Raw genomic sequence first — 26046 nt, 5'->3', positions numbered from 1 at the left:
CATCGACCTGATCTATCGATCGCCCCTGAAACGCGGACCCGAAGATCCGGCCGCGTCAGAGCATTCTTTCCTGACCTTCCGGCCACGTGTCGAGGTCTGCGACGCCGTCCCCGGAATGCCTGTGCACCTGCCCGTCCCGCAGGATGACGATGTCGTCCGCCAGCCTCGCCGCGAATTCCCACCCATGGGAGACGACCACCAGCGTGTAGCGGCCCTTCAGCCCCACGAGCAGTTCCTCGATGCCCCTGGCCGCCATGAAGTCGAGGGACGACGTGGGCTCGTCCAGGAGAAGGACGTCGGGCTTCATGGCCAGGGTCCGCGCCAGGCACAGGCGCTGCTGCTGACCGCCCGACAGGGTGCGGGCGTCGGCATCCAGCCGGTCGCGGACCTCCTCCCAGAGCTGCGCCTCCCGCAGGGCCAGGCGGGCCCCCTCCATGGCCTCGTCGCGGCCGCAGCCGCGAATCGTGGTCAGGGGCATGGTAATGTTGGCCGCGATGCTCATGGGCAGGACGTTGGGGTGCTGGAAGACCATGCCGACCAGCCGCCGCAGCTCCGGCAGGGCAATGTCCCCGGAGTAGGGCCGGACGACGCCGCGGTCCAGGTGCAGCAGCACTTCCCCGCAGGTTTCGCTGCCGGGAAAGCATTCATTGAGGCGGTTCAGCACGCGCAGCAGGGTGGTCTTGCCGGCCCCGGAGCGGCCCATGACAAAGGTTGCGCGCCCTTTGGGTATATCGAGGTCGACCCCTTCGAGGATGCGGCGGCCGTTCAGGGTCACGCCCACGCCGCGCAGGGTGAAATGCGGGTTCAGTGTTTCCATTCCTTCTCCATGCGGCCCCGCAGGGCCCGCGCGACGCAGAACAGCAGGACGGTCAGGGCGAGCAGGGTCAGGGCCGCGCCGAAGCCTTTGGCCAGGTCGTGGGCGCTCTGGTACTGGGCGGCCAGGTAGTAGATGGTGAAGGGCAGGGCCTCGAACTTGTCGAAGAGCCCGTGCGGCAGGCCGCCGTGGGCCACGACCCCGGTCAGGAGGATGACGGCCGTGTCCTCGGCCGCGCGGCCCATGGACAGGACCACGCCGCCGAGAATCCCCCGGCCCGCGGCGGGCAGCAGGATGCGCCGCAGGCTCTGCCAGGAGGTCATGCCCAGGCTCGGGCCCAGCAGGCGCAGTTCCTCGGGCAGGGTGTCCAGAGACTGGGCTGTGGCGTTGATGGTGTAGGGCAGGACGAGCAGGGCGATGCACACGGCCGAGAGCAGCAGGCTGGTGTTGGCCTCGGGCGCGACGGTGTGCCGCAGGAGGATGATCAGCGAGAAGCCGAAGAGGCCCATGACGATGGACGGCACGCCGGCCAGGGCGTTGGCCGAGAAGCGCAGGGCCGCGGCCCACGGCCCCCGCAGGTACTGGGACAGGGCGACGCCCCCGGCGACGCCCACGGGGATGGCCATGAGCGAGGCCAGGACCACGAGGGCCAGGGTTCCGGCGCAGGCGGAGAAAAGCCCGTCCCAGACCGGCTGCCGCCCAAGGAACGCGGCCAATATGGGCGTGTCGCCGAAGAACAGGCGCAGGTCGAGGACAGACAGGCTGCGCGACAGCAGAAAGACGAGCAGGGCGCCGACGGACGCCAGCACCGTCGCGGCGGACAGGAAGGCCCAGACCGAGACCAGGGCTCGGCATGCGGGGCGCGCCGCCATGAAGGAGAGCAGGCCGAGGGTCCTGTCCCCCATGGGTCCCGCAGTTCCGGACCGCGGACGCAACGCGGCCTGCGCGGCGAGGCTGACGCCGAAGAGCGTCAGTCCGCAGGCAAAAAGGGAGTGAAAGGCCGGAGAACTGTTGTCCATGGCCACGACCAGGGCGATGTGCGCCGTCAGGGTGCGGACGGAGTCGAACAGGGAATCCGGAAACTGCGGCGCGTTGCCGGCCAGCATTAGGGGGATGAGGGTGTCGCTCAGGGCTCGGCACCAGCCCATGACCGCCGCCGTGCGCAGCCCGGCGGCCGATCCGGGCAGGACCACCAGCAGCAGGGCCTGCAGGGGTGTGAAGCCCAGGGCCGCGCTGGCCAGGCGGGTGCGTTCCTCGGTCTCGCGCATGGACCCGTGCAGGAACAGGACGATGGTCGGCAGGACGAGCACGGCCAGGGTCAGGACGGCGGCCAGCAGGGACGGGCCTCTTCCGCCGAAGGCCCTGCCCAGGAGCGGCACGAGGAGGAAGACGGACACGAAGCCGTAGACCACGGTGGGGATGGCCGTCATGAAGGTCACGACTCCCATGGTCGCGCGGCGCAGGAGTCCGCCCCCTGGCCCGAGAACGAAGAGGCAGACACCCACGCCCAGCGGGTAGGCCAGGGCGAAGGCCGAACAGCTCAGGATCAGGGATCCGGCGACCATGGGTCCTATGCCGTACCGGCCCTCGAAGGGGCGCCAGATCGTCTGGAGGACGCTGTCCCATTGCCCCTGGGTGAAGAGGGGCAGGCTCAAGAGCGCCAGGAAGGCGAAAATGGCGGCCAGCGTCGCCAGGGAGACGAACCCCGCGCCGCAGGACAGGGCCCTGGCCGCCCGGTCGAAAAAAAGCTGCCGGCAGAATCGGGTGGAATTTTGCCGGCAGGGGTGAGCCTGTCGCACGCGTCTACTTGAGCGGGATGTACCCGGCCTTGGAGATGATGTCCGTGCACTCCGGCCCGGTCACGTAGTCGATGAAGAGCTTGGTCAGGCCCTGGGGTTCACCCTTGGTGTTCATGAACAGCTTGCGCGCGACCTTGTAGGCGCCGGAGGTGGCGTTGGCCTGGGAAGGCTCCACGCCGTCCAGCAGGGGCGCGTTGACCGTGGCGTCCACGAACCCGATGCTCATGTACCCGATGCCGGAGGCGTCCTGGGAGACGGCGACCTTCATGGCCCCGTTGGAGGCCACCACGTTGGCCTTGTCGGCCACGGCGCCCTTCTTCAGCAGCTTCTCCCAGAACACCTCGCGCGTGCCGCTGGCCTCGTCGCGGGTGTAGAGGGTGATGGCCGCGTCGGCACCGCCCACGTCCTTCCAGTTGGTGATCTTGCCGGCAAAGATGTCCTGAACCTGCGCGGAGGTCAGTTCCGTCACGGCGTTGGCCGGGTTCAGGACGACGGTCACGCCGTCCACGGCGAAGGGGAAGGAAACCAGGCCGTATTTGGCGACCTCTTCCTCGGACAGGGCGCGGCCGGTGTTGCCGATGTCCACCAGTCCTTCGCCGGCCTTCTGCACGCCCACTCCGGTCCCGCCGCCCTCGACGGTGATGCGGATGTCCGGGTTGACGGTCATGATCCGCTTGGCCGCCTCGTTCATGACCGGGATGTGCGCCGTGCCGCCGGCGATGTCGATCTTGCCCTTTTGGCCCGCGAACTGCTGCAGCATGTCGGCCCGCGCCGCCGTGCAGGTGAAGAGAAAAAGGGCCGCCAGGACCGCAAAATGCATGGAACGTTTCATCGATGCCTCCCTTGGGAATGATTTCATGCCGCAGTTATCCCAAAAGGTGTCGCCGAAACAAATAGATAGAACAAATGAGAGCGGCGCGGTTGCATTTGCGGCCACGATGGGTACAGACGCCGGGCGCTCATGCCCTACAGAAAGAACTCCGGCTCCCTGCGCTGCGCATACTGCGTCGAAAGCATCCGGCCGAATTCAAGGATCTTCTCATGGCGCATGACCCGGGAACCTGCGGGGCAGGCGCGGGTGCAGGCGCAGCAGCGCAGGCACAGGGAGGGCTCCGTCAGCACGGAGCCTTCCGCAAGAGCGATGGCCCCGGAAGGGCAGGAGCGGGCGCACCCGCCGCACAGGACGCAGGTCCGGGCGTCCGTCTCGGGGCAGATGGACGAAGGCTGCACGCCCTGGCGGTAGGGGAAGTTGCCGGGCACCTCCAGGGGCCGCAGATCGGCCGGCTCCGAAACCCCTTCCAGCAGCTCGCGCACCGAGCGGCCGAAGGCAATGGCCTTGTCCCGGTCCACGGCGTCGGGCCGGCCTTGGGCCACGGGCCATTGCGGCGTGGAGAAGGAGTGCTCACCGATGAAGGCCGCGCCGGCCACGGGTACGAAGCCCAGCTCCAGGGCCAGGTCGCGTAGCTCAAGCAAGGCGTCCTCGAAGGCACGGTTGCCGTAGACGACCGCCAGGATAGCCGGTCGGCCACCGCCGCGTACCCCTGCGCGCAGACGGGCCGCGGCCGGTTCCGGCACACGCCCCGCGTACACGGGAACGCCGATGACGGCGATTTCACCGTCGGAGCGGCTGTCCATGCAACCGCAGGCAACGGTCACGTCGCGGAACGAAGGCCGTACGCCAAGACCCTCCGCAATGCATGCGACGATGGTTTTCGTCGTGCCTGTCGGAGAAAAAAACATGATTTCGGCTGAGTGCGATTCCATATGTCCGTGTCCTGAGTTCGTTTGAGAAATGGCGGGAACCCCCGGCATACCTTTCGCGCCGTTTTCCCCGGGTGGTGGCGAGAGGCATAATCCCATGTCCCGGAGCAGTCCAAATATTCTTTCCACATACGTCCCGAACCGCCGGTCCCGGCCCTGGTCGGGCAAGGTGCAGGAGCTTTCCTTCAACCCTGTCACCGCACATCATGTCGCACCAAAAATCATCACAAGGTTGACATGGACCAAAAACGCAATGTAAGGGGTCAAAATATATATCCAGCGCAATTTTCATTCACCGCGTCGACCTGCTTCAGTCTTTCCTATCGGCCGGGACGACTGCTGACATGCGAATCTGATTCATTTCTATATTTTTTCTGACGCAATTATTGCTGACAATATGGAGAACATAACAATTGCATTATATTTCATGTATATTCATCAACAACAAATTGGATTGAGAGTATGACCACTCGTCAAATTTCCCGACGTAATGCCGAAGAAACGGACAGCGGGGCTCCCGACAGGCGAACCATCGTCCTGTTCGGAGAGATTCTGGCCGACGTGTTTCCCGACCGCAGCGTCCTCGGCGGCGCGCCTTTCAACGTCGCGCGGCATCTGGCCGCCTTCGGCCTGGACACGCTACTCGTCTCCCGCGTTGGCGACGACGACCTGGGCCGGGAAATCTTCGCGGCCATGGCCTCGGCAGGCATGGATGCCAGGGCGGTGCAGGTCGACGGCGACCGCCCCACGGGTCGGGTGCAGGTGCGCATGGAGACGGGGGGGCACCGTTTCGAAATCCCGCCCGCACAGGCCTTCGACTTCATCGATCCCGAAGCGGCCCGCTCGGCGGCCTCCGTCCGCGAGGCGTCCATGGTCTACTTCGGCACCCTGAGCCAGCGCGGCGACGTTTCCCGCAGCGCCCTGGAGGCCGTTTTGACGGCGGCCCCCGCGCCGCGGTTCGTGGACCTGAACCTGCGCGATCCCTGGTACACGGCGGACGCGATCCGCTTTTCACTGCAGCAGGCCGACATCCTCAAGATCAACGCCGAGGAACTCATGACCCTCGGGCGCCTGTTCGGACTGGACGGCGAGGATCAGGAAGACCGCGTCCGCGGCCTGATGCGGCATTTCGATATCGGCCGCGCCATCGTGACCTGCGCCGAGGAAGGCGCCTGGCAGGTCATGGAGAACGGGCAGTGGACCGCGACGCCCCTGGCCTTCGGGCAGCCGGACGTCGTCGACACCGTGGGCGCCGGGGACGGGTTCGCGGCCGTGTGCATCCTCGGCGCGGTCGAGGGTTGGCCCCTGCCGGAAACCCTGAACCGGGCCGACGCCTTTGCCAGGACCATCTGCGGCCTGCGCGGCGCCGTGCCGGACAGCGCGGACTTCTACCGGCCCTTTCTCCGGGAGTGGCATCCATGAGCGCCCGCAGGCGTACGAAAAAGGCGCCTCTGTTCATCGTGCTCCTGAGCGTGCACGGCCTGGTCCGTGGGCACGACCCCGAGCTGGGGCGAGATGCGGACACGGGCGGGCAGGTCAAGTACGTGGTGGAGCTGCTTCGGGCCCTGGGCGAGAGCCCGAAGGTCGAAAGGGCGGTGCTGCTGACCCGGCGCGTCATGGACCCGGCCGTCAGCCCGGACTACGCCGTCGCGGAGGAGCCCCTGTCCGCAAAGGCGTCCATCGTGCGCATAGAGTGCGGCGAGGAGGGCTACATCCGCAAGGAACTCCTCTGGGACCACCTCGACAGCTTCTCCGACAACGTCGTGACCTTCCTGCGCAGCCAGGACCGCATGCCCGACATCATCCACAGCCACTATGCCGACGCCGGGTACGTCGGCGCCCGGCTGGCCAACCAGCTCGGCATCCCGCTGGTCCACACCGGCCACTCGCTCGGACGCAGCAAGCGCCTGCGGCTGCTGGCGGGTGGCGCCACGCGCCTCCAGCTCGAAGCGACCTACAATATTTCGCGCCGCATCGAAGCCGAGGAGATGACCCTGAGCGTGGCCGAGCGCGTCATCACCAGCACCCGGCAGGAAATCGAGGAGCAGTACGGCCTGTACGACTTCTACCAGCCCGAGCGCATGCGCGTCGTTCCGCCCGGCACGGACATGTCGCGCTTTCACCCGGCGCGTGAAAACGAGTGGGGCACGGACATCGGCCGGGAACTCAGACGGTTCCTGAAACGCAGCTCCAAGCCCATGATCCTGGCCCTGTCGCGGCCCGACCCGAAGAAGAACATCGTCACGCTCATCGACGCCTACGGGGAATCCCCGGAACTGCAGGAGGCCGCCAACCTGGTCGTCGTGGCCGGCAACCGCGACGACATCCAGGACATGGATGACGGCGCGCGCGGGGTGCTGAGCGACATCCTGCTGGCCGTCGACCGCCACGACCTGTACGGCAGGGTCGCGTACCCCAAGCACCACAAGCCCGAGGAGGTGGCCGTCCTCTACCGTCTGGCCGCCGCGTCGCGCGGGGTCTTCGTCAACCCCGCCCTGACGGAACCCTTCGGCCTGACGCTGCTCGAAGCCGCGGCCTGCGGCCTGCCGCTGGTGGCCACCGAGGATGGCGGACCGCGGGACATCGTCGGGAACTGCGAAAACGGATACCTGATCGACCCGCTGGACAAGGAGGCCATGGCAGCGACGCTGCTGCGTACCATCACGGACAGGGAGGCCTGGCGGCGCTTTTCCAGGAACGGGATCGCTGGCGTCCGCCGTCACTACTCCTGGGACGCCCACGTCAAGAAATACCTCGGCCTGGTCCGTCCGCTGGTGGACAAGACCGAACAGCTCCCGCGCGCCTGCCCCATCATCCTGCAGGGGGTGGCGCGCAAGCGGGCCCTGTTCGCGGAGCTGGACCTGAGCCTGCTGGGGGACGAGACGTCCCTGCAGGAACTGGTCAGGACCCTGCGCAGCCTGCGCAAATCCGTCATCTTCGGCATCGCCACGGGGCGGCGCCTCGACGACGCCCTGGCGACCCTGCGCAGACACCGCATCCCGCAGCCCGACGTGCTCATCTCAGGGCAGGGCACCGAGATCCACTACGCCCCCGACCTGACCCAGGACACCACCTGGGAGAGGCACATCGACCACCTCTGGACGCCGGGGCTGGTCCGCAAGGCCCTGCGGGACATCCCGGGCCTGACCCTGCAGCCCAAGAAATTCCTGAGCGCCTTCAAGGTCAGCTACTTCATCGACACCAGCATCATCGGCGAGCAGGAGGTCAGACAGCTCCTGCAGCGCGCCGAACAGACGGCGAACGTCATCGTCTCCTTCGAGCAGTACCTCGACGTGCTGCCCGTGCGGGCCTCCAAGGGGCTGGCCCTGCGCTGGTGCGCCGAGCACCTGGACTTCCCCCTGGAGAACACCCTGGTGGCCGGCGTCACGGGCGCCGACGCCGACATGCTCCGCGGCAACACCCTGGGCACGGTCGTCAACAACCGACACCTCGCCGCCGAACTCTCGGGCCTGGCCGAAACCGACACCATCTATTTCGCCGCGGCCTCCCATGCCGGGGGCATCCTCGAAGCAATGGAGCATTACGGCTTCCCGAGCCGGGAGGAGGGCGCTTGAGGCGGCTGCTCCTATGCACCGACCTGGACCGGACCCTCATCCCCAACGGCCCGCAGCCCCTGTCGCCCGACGCGCCGCGCCTCTTCGCCCGCCTGGTCGCCCGCGCCGAGGTCTGTCTGGCCTATGTCACCGGACGCCACAAGGCCCTCATCGAGGGCGCCATCCGCGAGTTCCGGCTGCCATGGCCGGATTTCGCCGTGGCCGACGTGGGCGCGACCATCTACCGCACGGGGACGGACGGCTGGGAACGCTGGCCCGACTGGGAGGCGCACATCGCGCCGGACTGGGCGGGCATGAACTCCGCGGACCTGCACAAGGTGCTGGGCCCGGCGTGGGGGCTTGAACTGCAGGAAGAGGAAAAGCAGAGCCCCTACAAGCTGAGCTATTACGCCCCCCTCGACTGGGACCATGAGACGCTGACGGGACGCATGGCCGCTGCCCTGGACCGGGAGTCCATCCGGGCCGCCCTGATCTGGAGCGTGGACGGTCCGGCCGGGGTGGGGCTTCTGGACGTGCTGCCGGCCCGGGCCGGGAAGCTTTCCGCCATCCGCTTCCTGATGCGGCGGGAAGGTTTCGCCCCGGACGAGACGCTCTTCGCCGGCGACAGCGGCAACGACTTGGACGTTCTGGCGAGCGAGATTCCGGCCGTGCTGGTGGCCAACGCCGACGCGGAGGTCAGGAGGCGGTTGAGGCGGCTGGAGGGCAGGAAGCCCCTGCACATGGCCGGGGGCTATCTGGGCATGAACGGCAACTACGCCGCCGGCATTGTCGAAGGGGCCGCGCATTTCTGGCCCGAGGCCGACGCGTGGCTGCGTAAATTCCATGAAGACAAGGAGATCTGATGTACGAACAGGCTTCCCATGCGCTGCTGAACGAAATCCTGGCCAAGCTGAACCCCGAAATCGGCAAGTACAGGCTGCGCCGTTTCTACACCCGCCTGGGGGCGAATTTCTACGCCATCTATTCCCTGTTCAAGCTGCTCTACGGAGAGCGCCCCGACTTCAAGGAGCAGATGGTCCGCCTGGTCGAGACCCTGGCCATGCGCTACATCAAGCGCGGGCCGACCCTGCGGCGCTCGGACATCGCGCGGGAGATCAACTACACGTGGTTCCTGAGCCAGAAATGGGTCGGCATGGCCCTTTACTGCGACCGCTTCGCCGACAACCTGCAGGGGCTCAAGGAAAAGCTCCCGTACTTGCAGGAACTCGGGGTGAACATGATCCACGTCATGCCCATCCTCGACTGCCCCCCGGAAAATAACGACGGCGGCTACGCGGTACGCGATTTCCGCAGGATCGACCCCCGGTACGGCACCCTCGACGACATCCGGGCGCTCTCGGACACCCTGCGCAGCCGCGACACCCTGCTGGTGCTGGACGTAGTGGTCAACCACACCTCGAACGAGCACGAATGGGCCGTGCGCGCAAAGGCGGGGGAGAAGACGTATCAGGACTACTACTATGTCTTCGACGACCGCGACATCCCGGACGCCTACGAGGAGGCCATGCCCGAGATATTCCCGGCCACGGCGCCCGGCAATTTCACCTGGGACGAGGACATGGGCAAGTGGGTCATGACCGTCTTCAACTCCTACCAGTGGGATCTCAACTACCGAAACCCCGCCGTGCTCATCGAGATGATCGACGTCATCCTCTATTGGGCCAACATGGGGGCCGACATCCTGCGCCTCGACGCGGTGGCCTTCCTCTGGAAGAAGATCGGGAGCACCTGCCAGAACGAGCGCGAGGCGCACCTCATCCTGCGCCTGATGAAAGATTGCTGCCAGGTCACGGCGCCGGGGGTGCTGTTCATAGCCGAGGCCATCGTCGCGCCGAGCGAGATCGCCAAGTACTTCGGGGAGCACGCCATCTACTCCAAGGAATGCGAGATCGCCTACAACGCCACCCTCATGGCCCTGCTGTGGGACGCCGTGGCCACCAAGAACGCCAGGCTCCTGGGCCAGGGCGTGGGCAACCTGCCCCAGAAGCTGGAGCGGGCGACGTGGCTCAACTACGTGCGCTGCCACGACGACATCGGCCTTGGCTTCGACGACGCGGATGTGCGCGCGGCCGGGTACGACCCCGCCATGCACCGCACATTCCTCATCGACTATTTCACCGGCCGCTTCCCGACGTCGCCGGCCCGGGGCATGCCCTTCGGCACCAACGAGAAGACCGGCGACGCGCGCATCTCCGGCTCCCTGGCCTCCCTCGTGGGCCTTGAACACGCCTTGGAGAACCACGACGAGGAGGGCGTCGATACCGCGGTCAGGACCATCATCCTGCTGCACAGCGTCATCCTGTCCTTCGGCGGCCTGCCGCTGCTGTACTACGGCGACGCCGTCGGGACCCTCAACAACCTGGAGTTCCTGCAGGACCCGTCCACGCAGCACGACTCGCGCTGGGTCCACCGCTCGCGTTTCGACTGGGACAAGGCCGAACGACGGCACCAGCCCGGCACGGTGGAACAGCGCATCTTTTCGGCCCTGCGCAGGCTCATCGCCCTGCGCAAGGAGATTCCCGCCTTCGCGGACTTCGACAACCGCACCCTCATCCCCATCGACAACCCCAACCTGCTGGCCTACTCGCGCACGGACCCCGAGAACTGGCGCAACAGGGTGCTGGTCGTCGGCAACTTCAGCGCCGAGCCCCAGACTCTGGCCCTGGAGGATCTCTCCGTTCACGGCTTCTTCCAGTACGGCGGCATGAAGGATCTCTGCACCGGGGACTCGGTCCCGGCGGAGAACGGCCTGATCACCGTACCGGCGCTGTCCTTCTTCTGGCTTTCCGACTGACCCCGTCCCCTCCCTTTCCGCGCCCTGATACGCAGCCGGGAAGGGAGGGGGGCCGATCTTCCCATCCCCGCCTTTCCCCATCGCCGATCCCGCAACCATGGACGGAACCCCTCTGACGTCGGGCAGGCCTTCATTTGCCCGGAATTGTCACGATTCCGTCACCGAGTTGTCGCTTTGCCCCTGCATTTGTCGCGCACAAGACGTTTGACATTTTCCGGAGTCGCATTCCTCCTCCCTCCTTGACGAACAGGACACGCAACGTATGAACAACTCTCTGGGATTTCAGGCAAAACTCTCGATCGTGACCATCGCCGTCGTCCTTGTGACGGTTCTGTGTCTCTCCGTTTCCCAAATCTTCATGGCCAACACCGACGCCCTGCGCCAGGGACGCGACGGGCTGACGCGCATCTCGGCCACCCTGGCCGAGTCCGTGGCCCTGCAGCATACCCTCATGCAGAAGAAGCTGCGCATCGACCGCGACATCATGAAGACCCAGTTCGAACTGAGCGGCTTCCCGGTGCCCGAGGTGCTCATGGAGGCCGAACTGGAACTGGTCGACCAGAACGGCGGGGAAGTGCGCACGGCGGTTCTGCCGGCCCTCAAGCACGGCTCGGTCTACCTGCACGAGGACAATGCGGTGGCGCGCAAGGTGGCGGAGCTGACGGGCGGGACGGCCTCGATCCTCCAGCTGCACGAAGGCATGCTGGTCCGCGTGTCCACGTCGCTGGAGACGGCCGTGTCCCTGTGGGGCAAGGGCTCCTTCCTGGGCAGGGGGAACCCGGCCCTGGAGGCGGTCCGGGCCGGACAGCCCTGGGAAGGCCTCGTATGGCTGGGCGGGGCGTGGCGCATGGCCGCATACGTGCCCTTCACGGACCTGACCGGGGCTGAGGTGCTGGGGGCGCTGGAAATCGCGCACCCGCTGATCAGCGACGCCTTCTCGGATTTCGTGCGTCGCGTGGGCGTCGGCGGGCACGGAGGGACCCTGGCATTCGACGCCCGGGGGCGAACGGTCATCGACATGCCCGAGGCGCCCGAGGAGTCCCGGGCCATCGTCACGGCCGGTGGCGGGGCGGGGCCGACGAGCCTGCAGACCGACGGCGGGAGCCTTGAGGTGGCCCTGCACCATTTCGAGCCCTGGGACCTTAACTTCGCCACCTGGGTCGCCACCGACGACCTCATGGCCGGGGTCAAGGGGCGGCTGATCAAGAACGCCCTGGCGAGCATGATCCTGCCCCTGGTCCTGTCGGTCATCCTCATCGGCGTGGGCGGGCGGATCCTGCTCGCGCCGGTGCGGCGCATGGCGCAGCTGGCCGACGAGGTGGCCGCGGGCAATTACACCGCGACCATCGACTACCCGGCCCGCGACGCCATCGGACACCTGGCGGACTCCCTGAACGCCATGGTCGCGGGGAACCGCGAGATGCTGGCGGAAATCGTTTCGGCCACGGGATCGCTTTCCGCGGTCTCGCAGGAACTCGGGGACACGTCCCAGGGCCTGTCCGAGAACACCTCCGGTACTGCCAGGCGCGCCCGGGCCGTACACGACTCGGCCCTGACCGTGAGCGGGAACATGCATTCCGTGTCCGCGGCCATGGAGCAGGCCACGGTCAACGTCGGCACGGTGGCGGCCTCCACGTCCGACCTGGCCGCGACCATCCAGGGCGTGGCCCAGAGCGCCGAACTGGCCAGGCGCACGACTTCGGACGCCGTGGCCAGGGCCGCCGAGACCACGCGCCACATGCAGGAGCTGGGCAAATCCGCCAGAGAGATCGGCACCGTGACCGCGACCATCGCGTCCATCTCCTCCCAGACCAACCTCCTGGCCCTGAACGCGACCATCGAGGCGGCCAGGGCCGGGGCCGCGGGGCGCGGCTTCGCCGTGGTCGCCGGGGAGATCAAGGAGCTCTCGCAGCAGACCTCGGCCGCCACGGAGAGCATCCGGCGGACCGTCTCGGCCATCCAGAGCGTGACCGAGGTCACGGCCAGGGAGATCGGTGAGATCATCGCCGTCATCGAGGACATGAACGAGATCGTCACCTCCATCTCCGAAGCCATGGAGGAGCAGAGCGTCATGACGCGGGACATCTCGGACAACGTCGGCCAGGCGGCCCAGGGCATCGCCGAGATCACCGCGGGCGTCACCGCGAGCTCCGGCATGACCAAAGACATCAGCCACGAAATCGAGGGCGTCATGGGCGCGGCCGACTCCATGCGGGCCGAGAGCGCGGTGGTCCTGCAGCGCGCCGAGAGTCTGGCGGCGCTGGCCGGACGCCTGCAGGAACTGGTGGGTCGGTTCCGCTTCTAGTCCAGCGGGTCGAGCCGCAGGACCTGCCCGGGGTCGTGGTCCGTCAGGAGCCAGAGACTCCCGTCCGGGGCGGCGCGCACGTCACGGATGCGCCGTCCCAGGCCTTCCAGCAGCCGCTCCTCCTCGACCACCACCTCGCCGACCAGGCGCAGCCTGGCCAGATGGCGCTGCACCAGCGCCCCCACGAAAAGATCGCCCTTCCAGCGGCCGAACCTGTCCGCGGTGTAAAAGGCCATGCCCGACGGCGCGATGGACGGGAGCCAGCTGTGCAGCGGGTCGGCCATTCCCGGCATGTGCTTCAGGCCGTCGCCGATGGTAAAGCCCGTGTAGTCGATGCCCAGGGTGACCACGGGCCAGCCATAGTTCACGCCGGGGCGGACGATGTTGATCTCGTCGCCGCCGCGGGGGCCGTGCTCGTGGGTCCAGATCTCGCCGGTTCCGGGGTGCACGGCCATGCCCTGGGGGTTGCGGTGGCCGTAGCTGAAGATTTCGGGCCGTGCTCCGGGCGTGGCCACGAAGGGGTTGTCCTCGGGGATGCGGCCGTCGTCGTGCAGGCGCATGACCTTGCCGGCCAGGTCGTCCAGATGCTGGGCGCGCTCCATGTCGCCCCTGTCGCCGACGCTGACGTAGAGGTATCCTTGGGGGTCGAAGGCCAGGCGGCCGGCGAAATGGACGCGGCCCCGGGAAGCCGGTTCGGCGCGCAACAGCACGTCGACATCCGAGAGCGTGTCGTTTTCAAGCCTGGCGCGGGCCACGTGGGTGGTGGCGCCGCCGGACAGATCGGCGGCGTAGCTGAAGTAGAGCAGGCGGTTGGTGCGAAAGTCGGGATGAGGCAGCAGATCCAGAAGGCCCCCCTGGCCCATGACGCGGACATCCGGCAGGCCCCGTACCGGTTCGGGCAGCAGACGGCCGCCTCGGATGACCCGCAGCCGCCCCTCGCGTTCGCTGACCAGGACGTCGCCGTCCGGCAGAAAGGCCAGGGCCCAGGGGTGGGCCAGGCCGTCGGCCACGACCGTGACGCGAAAGCGGTGTTGCCTGGAGGAGAAGTCCTGCGCGGGCGCATCGGGCACGGCGCAGGCAAGAACGAGGAAAAGAAGGGCGGGAAGAAATGCCGTGCGGGGCGTGCTCATGTCGTACCTCCCGGAAGCTGTTGGTGCGGTCTGTTAACCATAAGCCGCTCGGGAGGTTTGGCAAGAAATGAGGAGGGACGGGCGGCCGGTTCCTGTCAGACCGGCCGCCCGAGGAGGGAGAGGACTAGAGTTTTTCGACGTTCTTCGCGAGGTAGTCGGCCACGCCGCCCGCGTCGGGCTTCATGCCCGTGTCGCCCTTCTGCCAGCCGGCCGGGCAGACCTCGCCGTATTTCTCCGTGAACTGCAGGGCGTCCACGAGGCGGATCATCTCGTCCACGTTGCGGCCCAGGGGCAGGTTGTTGACCTGCTGGTGCTGGACCACGCCGTCGCGGTCGATGAGGAAGGACGCGCGCAGGGCCACGCCGGCCTCGGGGTGCTCGATGCCGTAGGCCTTGGCGATCTCGTGCTTGACGTCGGCGACCATGCGGAAGCCGATGGGGCCGATGCCGCCCTGTTCGACGGGGGTGTTGCGCCAGGCGAAGTGGGTGAACTGCGAGTCGATGGACACGCCGACGAGCTCCACGCCGCGCTCGCGGAATTCCTTGAGGCGCTTGTCGTGGGCGATGATCTCCGTCGGGCAGACGAAGGTGAAGTCCAGGGGCCAGAAGAAGAGGACGACATATTTCCCGCGCAGGGAAGAAAGGGTGAAATCGTCGATGCTGCCGCCGGGAGTGACGGACGGGGCGGTGAAGTCGGGGGCGGTTTTGGTTACGAGTACGCTCATGGTCATGCTCCTTGTGAATGTGCGAGAGTGATGTGAATGTTTGATGGAGCCCTTTTATTAATAGTAACCATTCTCGTCAAGAGAAAATTAACCTTGTCTAATATATCGCCCGGATCGTAACGGTCATCGAACCCCGAGCGGGGGAGCGGCACCTCGTTATCCGGGAAATACGGGCGAAGCCCGCTCCCGGCCCGCAACCGCACGGCGCTCGAAGGGAACTCGAAGAACACATGAAAACAAGGATCGGCCGGTGAAATACAAAGCTGTCGTTTTTGATATGGACGGAACGCTGCTCGATACCCTGGAGGATCTGGCGGACGCCATGAACCGCGTCCTGGAGGCCAGGGGGCTGCCCGTCCACCCCGTGGACGCCTACCGATTCTTCGTCGGGAGCGGGGCCAGGAACCTCGTCCTGCACACGCTGCCCGCCGATCGGCAGGACCTGGCCGCGGAGTGTCTGCAGGGTTTCCTGAAGGAATACGAGGCGAACTGGAAGGTCAAAACCCGTCTTTACGACGGCGTGGCCGAACTGCTCGACGCCCTGACGGCCAGGAACATCCCCATGGCCGTACTGACCAACAAGCCCCAGGAGTTCGCCGAGCTGTGCATGAAGGCTTTCCTTCCGGCCTGGGACTTCGCCCTGACCCTGGGCCAGATGCCGGGCGTCCCGGTCAAGCCGGACCCGGCCGGCCCGCGGCAGGTCATCCGGCACCTGGGCGTGGCCCCGGAGGAGATTCTCTACCTCGGCGACACGGACGTGGACATGCGCACGGCCGTCGGCGCCGGCATGTACCCCGTGGGGGTGACTTGGGGTTTCCGGCCCGCCGGAGAGCTGACCGCGGCCGGAGCCGCGGCGCTCATCGCCCATCCGCTGGAACTGCTGGAACTCCTGGACTGACGGCGCCTAGCGCCCGTCCGCCGGCCCTATGCCCAGGCGGCGCAGAATCTTCTGCAGCGACACCCTTTCCAGGCCCGAAAGCCTCGCGGCCTCGGAGATGTTGCCGCGGGTGCTTTCCAGCAGGCGTTCCACGTAACGGCGGGTGAAATCATCCAGAATGAGGCTCTTGGCGTCCTTGTAGGGAGCCAGTGGAGCTTCGTCCGGGCAGGTGGCGCATTCGGTTTGGGCCTCCACGAAACGAAGGTGGTAGGGCTCGACCAGCTCCCCGGGACAGAACACCGCGAGACGGCGAATGAAGTTCTGCAGCTCGCGCACGTTCCCCGGCCAGGGCCTGCTGCACAGGCAGACGGTGGCCTCGGGGCTGAGGCGTTTCTGGGGTAGCCGCATCTCCTCGCAGCAGACGCCCAGGAAATGGTCGGCCAGCAGGGGGATGTCATCGACGCGCTCGCGCAGGGGCGGCGTGACGATGGTCAGGACGTTCAGGCGGTAGAAGAGGTCCTCGCGGAATTCCCCGCTTCTGATCTTCTGCTCCAGAGGACGGTTGGTGGACGCGACGATGCGGGCGTCAACCTTCTGCGAGGCGGTCCCGCCCACGGGCCGGACCAGACGGTCCTGCAGGACGCGCAGGAGCTTGGTCTGGATGTTCATGGAGATGTCACCGATCTCGTCCAGGACGATGGTGCCCCCGGCGGCGCTCTGGAACATGCCCTTGTGGGCCTTTTCGGCGCCCGTGAACGCGCCCTTGACGTGGCCGAACAGCTCGCTTTCGAGGAGCTGGTCCGGAATGGCCGGGCAGTTGACGGTCACGAGGGGCCGTTTGGCGCGGTCCGAGAGGGCGTGGATCGAGGACGCCACCAGTTCCTTGCCCGTGCCCGACTCGCCGCGGACAAGCACCGTGTAGTCCGAGGCGGCCACGGCCGCGATGGTGTCCTTGAGGCGGCGCATGCAGGGCGTGTCCCCGATGAGGGTCCGCTGCAGCTCCGACCTCGACATGAGGGAGCGCAACCGGGAGTTCTCGTGCATGAGGCGGGAGCGCTCCAGGCAGCGCGACACGCAGCGCTGCAGGTCGTCGCGCTTGATGGGCTTGGTCAGGAAATCGTAGGCCCCGCCCTTGAGGGCCGACACGGCCGTCTCGATGCTGCCGTGGGCCGTGAGCAGCACGACGGTCAGGTTCGGGTCCCGGCCCAGGGCGTGCTGCATCAGTTCCAGTCCATCCATTTCCGGCATGCGCAGATCCGTCAGCAGCACCGACGGCTCCTGCCGCTCCAGCGCGCCCAGAGCCTCCCGCGGGGACGTGCAGACCTCCACTTCCAGATCCGGAAACCCCGTCCGCAGCAAACGCACCAGACCGGCGGCGAAATCAGGTTCATCGTCGACGATCAGCATCCTCTCGTTCATCATGTCTCCTCGCTTGCGCTGTCCAGAACCGGGAAGAACAGCTGGAATTCGGCTCCACCCTCGGCGTCCGCGGCATTGCCGACTTCGATACGCCCGCCCAGGTCCTGCGCCAGCCCGAAGGCCACGGACAGTCCCAGTCCCGTGCCGCGACCCACTTCCTTGGTGGTGAAGAAGGGGTCGAAGACGCGCTTGAGGTGATCTTCGGGGATGCCCGGACCCGTGTCCGCGATCCTGACCCGGACCTCGTCCGCCCCTAGCGACGTGGCAATGGCGATGTTCCCGCCGCCCGCCTCGCCATAGGCTCCCTCCAGGGCATCCAGGGCGTTGATCAGGATGTTGGTCAGAATCTGTTCAACCACGTCCCGGTCTCCGCGGATGGGCAGCGGCGCGGCTGACGGGAAGATGTCCAGGGCAACCCGCTGGGACTTGAGCCGCGGCCGAAAGACGTCGGCCAGCCCCAAGACGGCGTCGTTGATGTCGCAGACGCCTGTGCGCACGGGCTTGGCGCGGGAGAAGTCGAGCATGTCCCGCAGCACTTTCTGGGCCAGCTCCGTGTGCTTGATGATCATGTCCAGGTCGGCTTTTGCCTGACCGTCCGCCTCGTCGCGCAGCAGCTCGGCGTGGCAGAGGATCACGCCCAGGGGGTTGTTGATCTCGTGCGCCACGCCGGCGGCCAGCTTGCCCACGGCGGCCAGCTTCTCCTGCTGCTGGGCGCGCTCGAGCATGCGCCGCTCCTCGGTGGTCTCGCGCAGGTAGATGACCTGACCGCGGCGCTCGAGCCTGCCGGTGATGGCATAGGAATGCATCGAGAAGGAGCGGCCGTCGGGCAGAGCCAACTCCCGGATTTCGGTTTCTCCTTCCATCGGCAGGGAAGTGGCCAGATCCTTCAGGCAGCGCCGTACCAGCTCCGCCTCGGGGGACTGCAGGAGCCGCGCAGCCGTGGGGTTGGTCAGTACCGGCCATCCTTCGGCGTCCAGCAGCATGAGCGGGTCGGAGATGCTCTCGAAGACGGAGTCGAGCAGGGCGTTCTGGCGCAGCAGGTTGTCCATGGCGTCGATGTTGTCCATGGCCACGCCGAGCTGTCGTCCCACGGCCTGGGCCAGTTCGACGGTCCGGGGGCCCGTCGGGCGCGGTCCATCCGACGACGAACCGCTCCAGTACAGACTGAGCAGACCGCGCGTGGTCTCGCTGGTCTGGACCGGGATATGCCAGGCGTCGCCGCCAAGGCGCGTGGTCTGCTCCGTGACCAGCGCCTGCCAGTCCGCGGGCAGTGGGGGGAGGCTTGCGCCCTTGGGCCAGGCGTGGTGCTCGGAATTGGACAGCACGCAGGAGTAGGCGGCCCGTTCCGCGCCGAACCGCCTGGCCACCAGCTCCAGGGAAGCGGACAGCAGCTCGGACTTGCCGGCATGGCGGTTCAGGCTGTCGAGCAGGGCCACGAAAAGCTCCACGTCGGCCCTGCGGGCAGTGGCCTCCGTGGCCAGCTCCGACGTTCTTTCCCCGACCATGTTTTCCAGGTTGGCGGCATAACGCCGCAGCTGTTCGCGGGCCGAGCGCAGATGGCCGGCCACGGATTCGAGGCCGGCCATGAGGTCCTCGATCGCGTCGTACCTGTGCAGCGTGTCGAAGAGCTCCGCATCTGCGTCGCCCGAGAACTGTCGCTGCATGAGGGCGCCCATGCGGCGCAGGTTGTGGACCACAAGCCGGTTGAAGAAGATCTGGATGACCAGGAACAGCAGCAGCATTCCGCAGCCGAACAGCACCGCGAAGGATGTCACCGCCTCGCGCACCCCGCCCACGGCATGGTCCAGCGGCAGGGCGACCAGGGTGATGCCGGCGAGCTCGCCCGTCTGGCGCCAGAAGCCGCGCTCGCGGCCGTAGAGATTCAGAAGGGACTTGGGGGCCTGGTCGGGATCGCCGTGGCAGCGCAGACAGGCGTCCTCGAAAAAGACCGGCTTTGCGGTGATGAACCGGTCCTGACCGTGATACTGCGCGATCTCCTCGATCCGGCTGAGTTTTTTGTCTTCCCGAAAGCGCCGCACCAGCCCCTTCTCCAGGTCGGCGGCCTCGAAGTCCGGGTTGCGCGCCCCTTCGGCCACGCGCCGGTAGATGAAACGGTCGTTGCTCATGTTCTCGTCGCTCATGACCGCGCGGGTGACATAGGACGAGGACATGGCCTGGATGACGAACATGTCGTCCGGCAGCACGTCGAACATGGCCGGCCGCAGGGTGCGGCGGACGTAACTCTGCACGGCCTCGGCCTGGGCAATGATCAGGGAGGCGCGGTCCCGGGCCTCGTTCTCCATGAGCTGGCGAAGATGGTTGTCGAGGGAAAAGGCCGAAAGGCCGCCGACGCAGGCCATCATGATGAGCAGGCCGATGAGGAAGCGGGTTTGCAGGGAATGCGGTTTGGGCAGCACGGTGTCTCCGGGGTTCGTCGGCGTTCTCTAGTGAGGCGCAACCCCCTTGGCAACGGGTTGCGTTCCCTTCACCGCAGCCTGCCAACTCGAATTAGCAGGCAGGCACTCCCGACGCATATTCAACATTTCGAAATAACGGTATTTTTTTATCCGGACAAAATGGTTCAACAATTGCTCACGGCGTCGGGACAATTGGCGCCGCCTGAATCCGGCAGGGCGGAAAGAAACAACCCAAGGAGCAAGGAATTCATGGAAGACAAAGGATTTTTTGGAAAAATTATGGCCATACTGCCTGGACTGGCGGTCATGATCGGTACGCTCTACGTGCTGCGCGTCTACGTGGAGCCGTGGATGAAGGAAGCCGTCGTGTTCGGGACCAAGGGCTGGCTGGTGCAGGTCCTGAGCCTCAACTACATCCTCCTCTCGATCATCACGGGCATGCTCTACCGCAACGTGCTCTTCGGGGGCACCATCCCGGGCTGGGCCGAAGAGGGATTCCGCACGACGCGCCTCTTCATCAAGACGGGCGTCATCATGCTGGGCTCGCTCTACACCTTCGACAAGCTGCTGAAGGTCGGCGGCGTGGCCATCGCCCTGATCGTGGCCTTCGTGTTCGGCACCGCCATCTTCGTCCTGTGGCTCGGCAAGCGCCTCGGCGCCGACCGTTCCGTGACCGCGGCCATGGCCGCGGCCTGCGGCGTGTGCGGCGTTTCCGCCGCCGTGGCGACGGCACCCGGCGTGCGGGCCAAACCCGTCGACCTGGCCCTGGCCATCGCCACCATCCTGGGCTTCGGCATCATGACCATGTTCGTCAGCCCCTTCATCGGCAAGGCCCTGTCCCTGTCCGACTACCAGTTCGGCGCCTGGGTCGGCACGGGCATCCTCAACTCCGGCCAGGTCCTGGCCACCTGCCTCGCCTTCAACCCCAACTTCGCCCCCGGCACGGCCGTCGCCTACGGCGAAATCTGGAACGTGGTCCGCGTCATCTGCATCCCGTTCGTCGTCTTCTTCATCACCGCCTGGTACTGGAAGGGCGAGGCCGACGCCGAACATGTCAGCCTGAGCTCCATCCTGGCCTCCAAGTTCCCGATCTTCGTCATCGGCTTCATCGGCATGACCGCGCTCTCGTCGCTGCACGTGCTCGGAGCCGAAGGGTCCGAAACCCTGCACCTGATGCGCGAAGTGATGGCCTGGATCTTCGGCATCGGCCTGGTGGGCCTGGGCGCCTACATCGACGTGCGCGAGATCAAGGCCGCCGGCGGGACGCCGCTGCGCATCGGCCTCATCGCCGGCGCCACGAAGTACATCCTGGCCATGATCATCATTCTGGCCTTCATCCCCAAAGAAGGCGCGTTCTAACGCAGGCGCATAAGGAGTCCATCAATGTCCGCTAAGAAGAAATCTCTGACTGTATTCAAGACCGACCGGCACGAGGACATCGCCGCCATCGTCTTCTCCGGCCTGGTCGTGGTCGTGGTCCTGACCTACATGGCCTTCATCGTCCCGTCCGTGAACATCAAGGCCCCCCAGGACGGCAAGCTGGTGGAGATCTTCGTGGCCGAAGGCAGCGCTGTCGCCAAAGGCGACAAACTCTATTCCCTTGAGGTCGTGAAGAAGAAGTGGGTCAACAACGAGATGCAGGAAAAGACCGTGGTCGAGGAGTTCACGGCCAAGACCAGCGGCAAGATCCTCAAGGTTTCGGGCAAGCCCGGCGACGCGCTGAAGAAGGGCAAGCAGACCGTCGTGGTCATGGACCATCAGAAAGGAACTCTGCCCTGATGAAGATCCTGCTCGCCCTGGACGACAACCCCCGCGCCGTGGAGGAGGCCCTGCGCCTGGCCCGCGAGCGCGAGGCGACACTGAACGCCCTCTTCGTCGTCGACGCCACCTGGGAAAGGTTCACCGGCCACGACTGGCTGTCGGGTTGCAACGCGCGCATCGGGTTTCTCGACTACATGCTTACTCTGGAGGAAAACGCCGCCTCGGAGGCCGCCAAAGCCTATTTGGCCAAGGCGGCGGAGATGCCCGGCGAGCTGCTGACCGTGACGGGCGACGTGGTCGATGAGATTCTGAAGGAGGCCGGCACCGGTTATAATCTGCTGGTCATGTCCAACCCCTTCACGCGCGGCCTCGAGATCATGCGCGACGCCGTCGCCAGGATTGTCCGCAAATGCCCGTGCGATGTGTTCCTGGTCTCGGGGCGGGACGAAAAACCCTGACCCGTTCCGAACGACGATCCGTTCCAAACGCGCCCTTCAAGCCGCCCCGAACCCGGGGCGGCTTTTTTTGTCCGGCCTAGCGCCTGCGGGCGATCTGGGAACCCTCGAAGAGCCCCTGGAAAAAGGCCGCCGCGTTCACGCCCAGTGACCGGATGCGGTACCCGCCCTCCTGCACGACGAGGGTATGCCTCCCGAGGCTCCCGATCAGTTTCCCGTTGCGCAGGAAATTCCTGGCCTGCAGATCCCAGGTGCCCGTCGGGTCTCCCTTGGCCGGGTCCAGGCCCAGCCCGACGATCAGGAACGCTGGCTCGAAGTCGGCAATGAAGGCCAGGGCGCGGCGCAGCACCTCGGCGTAGCGCTCGCCGTCCATCTTCTCGGGTAGGGCGTAGTTGCGGTTGAAGCCGTAACCGGGCCCTTCGCCGATCTCGTCCGCGAAGCCGCTGAAGTACGGGTAGGCGAAGCTCGGGTGCCCGTGGATGGAGACCGTCAGCACGTCGCTTCTCTCGTAGAAGATGTTCTGGGTGCCGTTGCCGTGGTGGTAGTCCACGTCGAGGATCGCCACCCGGCCGTGGGCGCAGAGGCGCTGGGCCACCACGGCGGCCGTGTTGAAGTAGCAGAAGCCGCCGAAGGCACGGCGCTCGGCGTGGTGTCCGGGGGGCCGGACCAGGGCGTAGGCCAGGCGGCGGCCGGCCAGGATCTCCTCGGCGGCCGTCAGCCCGCAGTCCACGGCCCCGCGCGCCGCGGCGTAGGCATTGCCGTTCAGGGGCGTGAAGGTGTCGATGCAGTAGTAGCCCGCGCGCACGGCCAGTTCCTTGGGCGGCCGGGTCGCGTTGCGGATGGGGAAGACGTAGGGGTAGACGGATTTCTTTTCGGGCAGCGTGGCGCAGACGGTCTTGAAATAGGACACGAACTGGCGGTCATGGACCTGCGTGATGTGCCGCTCCGAGAAATGCCTGGCCTCGCGGCGCTCGAACAGCCCCGATCTTTCGATCTCGCGCAGGATGGAGCTCATGCGCACCGGCGATTCGACGTAGCCGCGCTCGCGCACATGGTGGATGGAATGCTTCTCGTTGCAGACCAGGGCGATGCGCCGGTCGGCACTGATGACCGTCGGCTTTGCGGGAACGGACTCCTTCACGTAGCGGGGACTGCGCAGGGCCAGGGGGCCGGGCGGGATGGATTCAAGGACCATGCGCACGTACTGCGGCGAGCACTTGCCCTTGTACTTGCGCTCCAGCACGGCGCGGACCACGTGCCGTGCCCTGTCCCGCGTCAGCTTGAAGGGCTTGTCCAGGGGGTCGGCCACCAGATAGGGCGCGCAGTCGTCCTCGGGCGAGAGGGGCGTCTCGTAGGCCGTGTTGACAATCGGCCGCGCCCCGTAGCGCTCGTAGAAACGCAGCCGCGCCACGTTCTCGCGCAGCAGTTCCGGGTCGCGGCACAGGGCCGGGTCGTCGGGCAGGCATTCGAAGAAGAGGGCCGTGTCGCCCAGGGCCCTGGCCTCCTCGCGCACCCGCTCGTACAGGGCCGAGCCCACCCCGCGCCCGCCGTGGCGCAGGCTGACCGAGAGGTAGTCCAGGTAGCAGAAGCGCAGGTCCGAGAAATGGCACAAGAGGGCAAAGCCCTGCACCACCCGGCGCTGACCCTCGGCCACGAAGACGATGGTCCTGTACCCCTTGCTCAGCGGGTTCTTGAGGGTGGCCGGCAGGTTCCGCACCTCCTCGGCCGCGATGAGCGGAAAGCGTTCGGCCAGTATGGCCTGCACCTGCTCGACGCGCTGGGCGTCGATGGGCACGGTGGTGTCGTAGATGGGGCGGATGCGGAACATGGGGGCCCCTTGAGGGTTGCGCCTACTCCTGCTTGGTGTCCTTCAGGAGTCCGGCTAGACGGGTAAGTTGGCCGACGAGGTCCGGCAGGTCCTGCTGGACCGTATCCCAGACAATGTCCATGTCCACGTCGTCGTAATCATGGATCATGAGGTTGCGCATGGCGATCATCACCGCCCAGGGCACTTCCGGATGGGCCGAGCGGGTCTGATCCGAAACGCGCCGGGCCGCTTCGCCGATGAGCTCGATGCGGCGGATGACCGCATCCTGACACAAGGTGTCGTGACGGAAAGATTCCAGGGTTACATCGCGCACATACGACAGGGCCAGCTGGGCTGCATCGACCATGTCCTGCACGTGTTCCAGGTCACGCCGCATGGACCACCTCGGCGCTGTCGAGAATGGCCCGCTTGCGTATCTGGTTGCGGCTCGCCTCGATGCCTCGCCGGCTGACGAGGTCGACCCTGCGGCCGAAAATCCCTTCAAGCTCCCCGCGCATGCGGACCATGTCGAAAAGCGTGGGACGAGCGTGTTCCCGAAAACTCACCAGCACATCCACGTCGCTGTCGGGGCGGAAATCATCGCGCAGTGCGGATCCGAAGATCGCCAGTTCGGCAATGCCCCACCGCCCGCAAAAAGCGGCTATTTCCTGTCTGGGTATCGATACGCGCATTCGGTTCCTCTTCCGGCGTGTTTTCGGCGCCGTCGTTCTTTCAGAAAATACCGATGAAATGGAAAATGGTAAACACCTCCGGGAAAAGGAATCGCCGCGTTTCACCTCCGAAGTCGACGTGATGCGAAGCCGTGGGGTGAAACGCGGCGATCGGGTTCCGCGAAATACGCTATGCTTGGGCCGAAAACGAGTTCGCTATTCCACCCAGTCAAACGTCCGGGTCACGGCCTTCTTCCAGCCGGCGAAGAGGGCCGCGCGGCGGGTTTCCTCCATGTCGGGGATCCAGCGTTTGTCCTCTTCCCAGTTGTTGTAGAGCTCCTCGCGGCCGGACCAGAAGCCGGATGCGATGCCGGCGGCGTAGGCCGCGCCGAGGCAGGTGGTTTCGGCCACCTTGGGGCGCACCACGGGTACGTTCAGGATGTCGGCCTGGAACTGCATGAGCAGTTCGTTGAAGACCATGCCGCCGTCGGCCTTCAGCGTCTTCAGTTCCACGCCCGAGTCCTTGTTCATGGCCTCGACGATCTCCTTGGTCTGGTAGGCCGTGGCCTCGAGGACGGCGCGGGCGATGTGGTTGCGGTTGATGTACCGCGTCAGTCCGACCATGGCGCCGCGCGCGTCCGGGCGCCAGTAGGGGGCGTAGAGGCCCGAGAAGGCCGGCACGATGTACATGCCGCCCGTGTCCTCGACCTGGCGGGCCAGGTGCTCGATCTCGGGGGCCGAGGAGAACATCTGCAGGTTGTCGCGGAGCCACTGCACCAGGGCGCCGGCGATGGCGATGGAGCCCTCCAGGCAGTAGGAGGGCTTTCGGCCGCTGAACTGGTAGGCCAGGGTGGTGATGAGCCCGTGGCGGGACTGGATGGGCTCGTGGCCCGTGTGCATGAGCAGGAAGCAGCCCGTGCCGTAGGTGTTCTTGGCCTCGCCCGGCGCGAAGCAGGTCTGGCCCACCAGGGCCGCCTGCTGGTCGCCCACGGCGCCGCAGACCGGCACGCGCGCGCCCAGGGGGCCGTCCTCGCTGGTCGGGCCCCAGGTGGCGCTGTCGGACGAGGGCACGATGCGCGGCAGGCCCTGGGCCGGGATGCCCATGACCTTCAGGATCTCCTCGTCCCAGGCCAGGGTTTTGAGGTCCATGAGCATGGTGCGGCTGGCGTTGGTCACGTCGGACACGTGGGCGCCGCCCTTGGGGCCGCCCGTCAGCCACCAGATGATCCAGGTCTCGATGGTCCCGAACAGGGCGTTGCCCTTGCCGGCGGCGGCGCGGGCCTCGGGCACGTTGTCCAGGATCCAGCGGATCTTGGGGCCCGAGAAATACGTGGCCACGGGCAGGCCCGTCACGGCCCGGAAGCGGTCCTGGCCGCCGTCGGCCGTGAGTTCCTTGCAGATGTCGTGGGTGCGCGTGCACTGCCAGACGATGGCGTTGTAGTAGGGCTTGCCCGTGAAGCGGTCCCAGACCACCGTGGTCTCGCGCTGGTTGGTGATGCCCACGGCCGAGAGCTCGGAACCCCTGATGCCGGACTTGGCCAGGGCCCCGCGGATGACGTCCTGGGTGTTGTTCCAGATCTCCATGGGGTCGTGCTCGACCCAGCCGGGCCTGGGGTAGATCTGCTCGTGCTCCTTCTGGTCCATGGCCACGATGCGGCCGTGCTCGTCGAAGATGATGAAGCGGCTGCTGGTTGTCCCCTGGTCGACTGCTCCTACGTAGCGGGCCATGTTCTCCTC

At 66.4% G+C, this 26046-nt stretch carries 21 protein-coding genes; 9 read left to right on the top strand and 12 right to left on the bottom strand.

Annotated elements, in window-relative coordinates:
• Positions 1-55: 55 nt before the first annotated feature.
• From ACZ5AC_RS06985 to ACZ5AC_RS06970, 4 genes are all read right to left on the bottom strand, one after another.
• On the bottom strand, positions 56-817 hold the full coding sequence (locus ACZ5AC_RS06985) for a phosphate ABC transporter ATP-binding protein (RefSeq protein WP_464250229.1): 762 nt from the start codon (positions 815-817) through the stop codon (positions 56-58).
• Entirely contained in the window at positions 805-2613 is a 1809-nt protein-coding gene (locus ACZ5AC_RS06980) for a phosphate ABC transporter permease (protein WP_464250228.1), read from the bottom strand. Before ACZ5AC_RS06980 ends, ACZ5AC_RS06985 begins: the two co-directional genes overlap by 13 nt.
• A gap of 4 nt (positions 2614-2617) precedes the next feature.
• A complete protein-coding gene (locus tag ACZ5AC_RS06975; protein ID WP_464250227.1) occupies positions 2618-3445 on the bottom strand; it encodes a phosphate ABC transporter substrate-binding protein in 828 nt (275 codons plus the stop codon).
• 134 nt (positions 3446-3579) lie between these two features.
• Positions 3580-4248 carry a 4Fe-4S dicluster domain-containing protein gene (locus ACZ5AC_RS06970; RefSeq protein WP_464250226.1) on the bottom strand — a complete coding sequence of 223 codons (669 nt, stop codon included), beginning with the start codon at positions 4246-4248 and terminating at the stop codon, positions 3580-3582.
• Between the two features lie 588 nt (positions 4249-4836).
• Here ACZ5AC_RS06970 and ACZ5AC_RS06965 point away from each other — a divergent pair.
• The 5 genes from ACZ5AC_RS06965 (at position 4837) to ACZ5AC_RS06945 (ending at position 13048) form a co-directional block, all read left to right on the top strand.
• Positions 4837-5796, top strand: a complete 960-nt coding sequence (locus ACZ5AC_RS06965; RefSeq protein WP_464250225.1) for a carbohydrate kinase family protein — start codon at positions 4837-4839, stop codon at positions 5794-5796.
• On the top strand, positions 5793-7949 hold the full coding sequence (locus tag ACZ5AC_RS06960) for an HAD family hydrolase (protein ID WP_464250224.1): 2157 nt from the start codon (positions 5793-5795) through the stop codon (positions 7947-7949). Before ACZ5AC_RS06965 ends, ACZ5AC_RS06960 begins: the two co-directional genes overlap by 4 nt.
• Positions 7946-8791 carry an HAD-IIB family hydrolase gene (locus ACZ5AC_RS06955; RefSeq protein WP_464250223.1) on the top strand — a complete coding sequence of 282 codons (846 nt, stop codon included), beginning with the start codon at positions 7946-7948 and terminating at the stop codon, positions 8789-8791. The genes ACZ5AC_RS06960 and ACZ5AC_RS06955 overlap by 4 nt, the downstream gene beginning before the upstream one ends.
• On the top strand, positions 8791-10743 hold the full coding sequence (locus ACZ5AC_RS06950; protein ID WP_464250222.1) for an alpha-amylase family glycosyl hydrolase: 1953 nt from the start codon (positions 8791-8793) through the stop codon (positions 10741-10743). Before ACZ5AC_RS06955 ends, ACZ5AC_RS06950 begins: the two co-directional genes overlap by 1 nt.
• Positions 10744-11005: 262 nt before the next feature.
• On the top strand, positions 11006-13048 hold the full coding sequence (locus ACZ5AC_RS06945) for a methyl-accepting chemotaxis protein (RefSeq protein WP_464250221.1): 2043 nt from the start codon (positions 11006-11008) through the stop codon (positions 13046-13048).
• Here ACZ5AC_RS06945 and ACZ5AC_RS06940 read toward each other — a convergent pair.
• Positions 13045-14178, bottom strand: coding sequence for a PQQ-dependent sugar dehydrogenase (locus tag ACZ5AC_RS06940; RefSeq protein ID WP_464250220.1), 1134 nt, complete (start codon positions 14176-14178; stop codon positions 13045-13047). The two genes, ACZ5AC_RS06945 and ACZ5AC_RS06940, sit on opposite strands and share 4 nt — an antisense overlap.
• 124 nt (positions 14179-14302) lie before the next feature.
• Entirely contained in the window at positions 14303-14902 is a 600-nt protein-coding gene (locus ACZ5AC_RS06935) for a peroxiredoxin (RefSeq protein WP_464250219.1), read from the bottom strand.
• 250 nt (positions 14903-15152) lie between these two features.
• Between ACZ5AC_RS06935 and ACZ5AC_RS06930 the strand changes: the two genes are divergently transcribed.
• Positions 15153-15800, top strand: a complete 648-nt coding sequence (locus ACZ5AC_RS06930) for an HAD family hydrolase (protein WP_464250218.1) — start codon at positions 15153-15155, stop codon at positions 15798-15800.
• Between the two features lie 6 nt (positions 15801-15806).
• Here ACZ5AC_RS06930 and ACZ5AC_RS06925 read toward each other — a convergent pair whose 3' ends face one another.
• Both ACZ5AC_RS06925 and ACZ5AC_RS06920 read right to left on the bottom strand, forming a co-directional pair.
• Positions 15807-17198, bottom strand: a complete 1392-nt coding sequence (locus tag ACZ5AC_RS06925; RefSeq protein ID WP_464250217.1) for a sigma-54-dependent transcriptional regulator — start codon at positions 17196-17198, stop codon at positions 15807-15809.
• Positions 17198-19615, bottom strand: coding sequence for a c-type heme family protein (locus ACZ5AC_RS06920; RefSeq protein WP_464250216.1), 2418 nt, complete (start codon positions 19613-19615; stop codon positions 17198-17200). Before ACZ5AC_RS06920 ends, ACZ5AC_RS06925 begins: the two co-directional genes overlap by 1 nt.
• A 249-nt stretch (positions 19616-19864) precedes the next feature.
• On the opposite strand from ACZ5AC_RS06920, the gene ACZ5AC_RS06915 reads away from it, so the two are divergent.
• The 3 genes from ACZ5AC_RS06915 to ACZ5AC_RS06905 are packed head-to-tail and all read left to right on the top strand — an operon-like array spanning position 19865 to position 21834.
• Positions 19865-20974: a YeiH family protein gene (locus ACZ5AC_RS06915; RefSeq protein WP_464250215.1), complete on the top strand. Its 1110-nt coding sequence runs from the start codon at positions 19865-19867 to the stop codon at positions 20972-20974.
• A 24-nt stretch (positions 20975-20998) separates the two neighbouring features.
• Positions 20999-21394 (top strand): biotin/lipoyl-binding protein, encoded by a 396-nt coding sequence (locus tag ACZ5AC_RS06910; protein WP_464250214.1) that lies wholly within the window; start codon positions 20999-21001, stop codon positions 21392-21394.
• The gene (locus ACZ5AC_RS06905; protein ID WP_464250213.1) at positions 21394-21834 is read left to right on the top strand and encodes a universal stress protein; all 441 of its coding nucleotides are present in this window, start codon (positions 21394-21396) and stop codon (positions 21832-21834) included. Before ACZ5AC_RS06910 ends, ACZ5AC_RS06905 begins: the two co-directional genes overlap by 1 nt.
• Positions 21835-21910: 76 nt before the next feature.
• Here ACZ5AC_RS06905 and ACZ5AC_RS06900 read toward each other — a convergent pair whose 3' ends face one another.
• The 4 genes from ACZ5AC_RS06900 to glpK all read right to left on the bottom strand — a co-directional run bounded on the left by ACZ5AC_RS06900 (position 21911) and on the right by glpK (position 26037).
• Positions 21911-23659 carry a GNAT family N-acetyltransferase gene (locus tag ACZ5AC_RS06900; protein ID WP_464250212.1) on the bottom strand — a complete coding sequence of 583 codons (1749 nt, stop codon included), beginning with the start codon at positions 23657-23659 and terminating at the stop codon, positions 21911-21913.
• A 22-nt stretch (positions 23660-23681) separates the two neighbouring features.
• Complete coding sequence (locus tag ACZ5AC_RS06895) at positions 23682-24035, bottom strand: HepT-like ribonuclease domain-containing protein (protein WP_464250211.1); 354 nt, start codon at positions 24033-24035, stop codon at positions 23682-23684.
• Positions 24025-24330, bottom strand: a complete 306-nt coding sequence (locus ACZ5AC_RS06890) for a nucleotidyltransferase family protein (RefSeq protein ID WP_464250210.1) — start codon at positions 24328-24330, stop codon at positions 24025-24027. Before ACZ5AC_RS06890 ends, ACZ5AC_RS06895 begins: the two co-directional genes overlap by 11 nt.
• A gap of 195 nt (positions 24331-24525) precedes the next feature.
• A complete protein-coding gene (glpK, locus tag ACZ5AC_RS06885; RefSeq protein ID WP_464250209.1) occupies positions 24526-26037 on the bottom strand; it encodes a glycerol kinase GlpK in 1512 nt (503 codons plus the stop codon).
• Positions 26038-26046: the final 9 nt, after the last annotated feature.

The sequence above is a fragment of the Desulfomicrobium aestuarii genome, assembly GCF_055385525.1.
The sequence above is the reverse complement of the archived record's forward strand: the minus strand, read 5'-3'. Positions and strand labels throughout refer to the sequence as shown.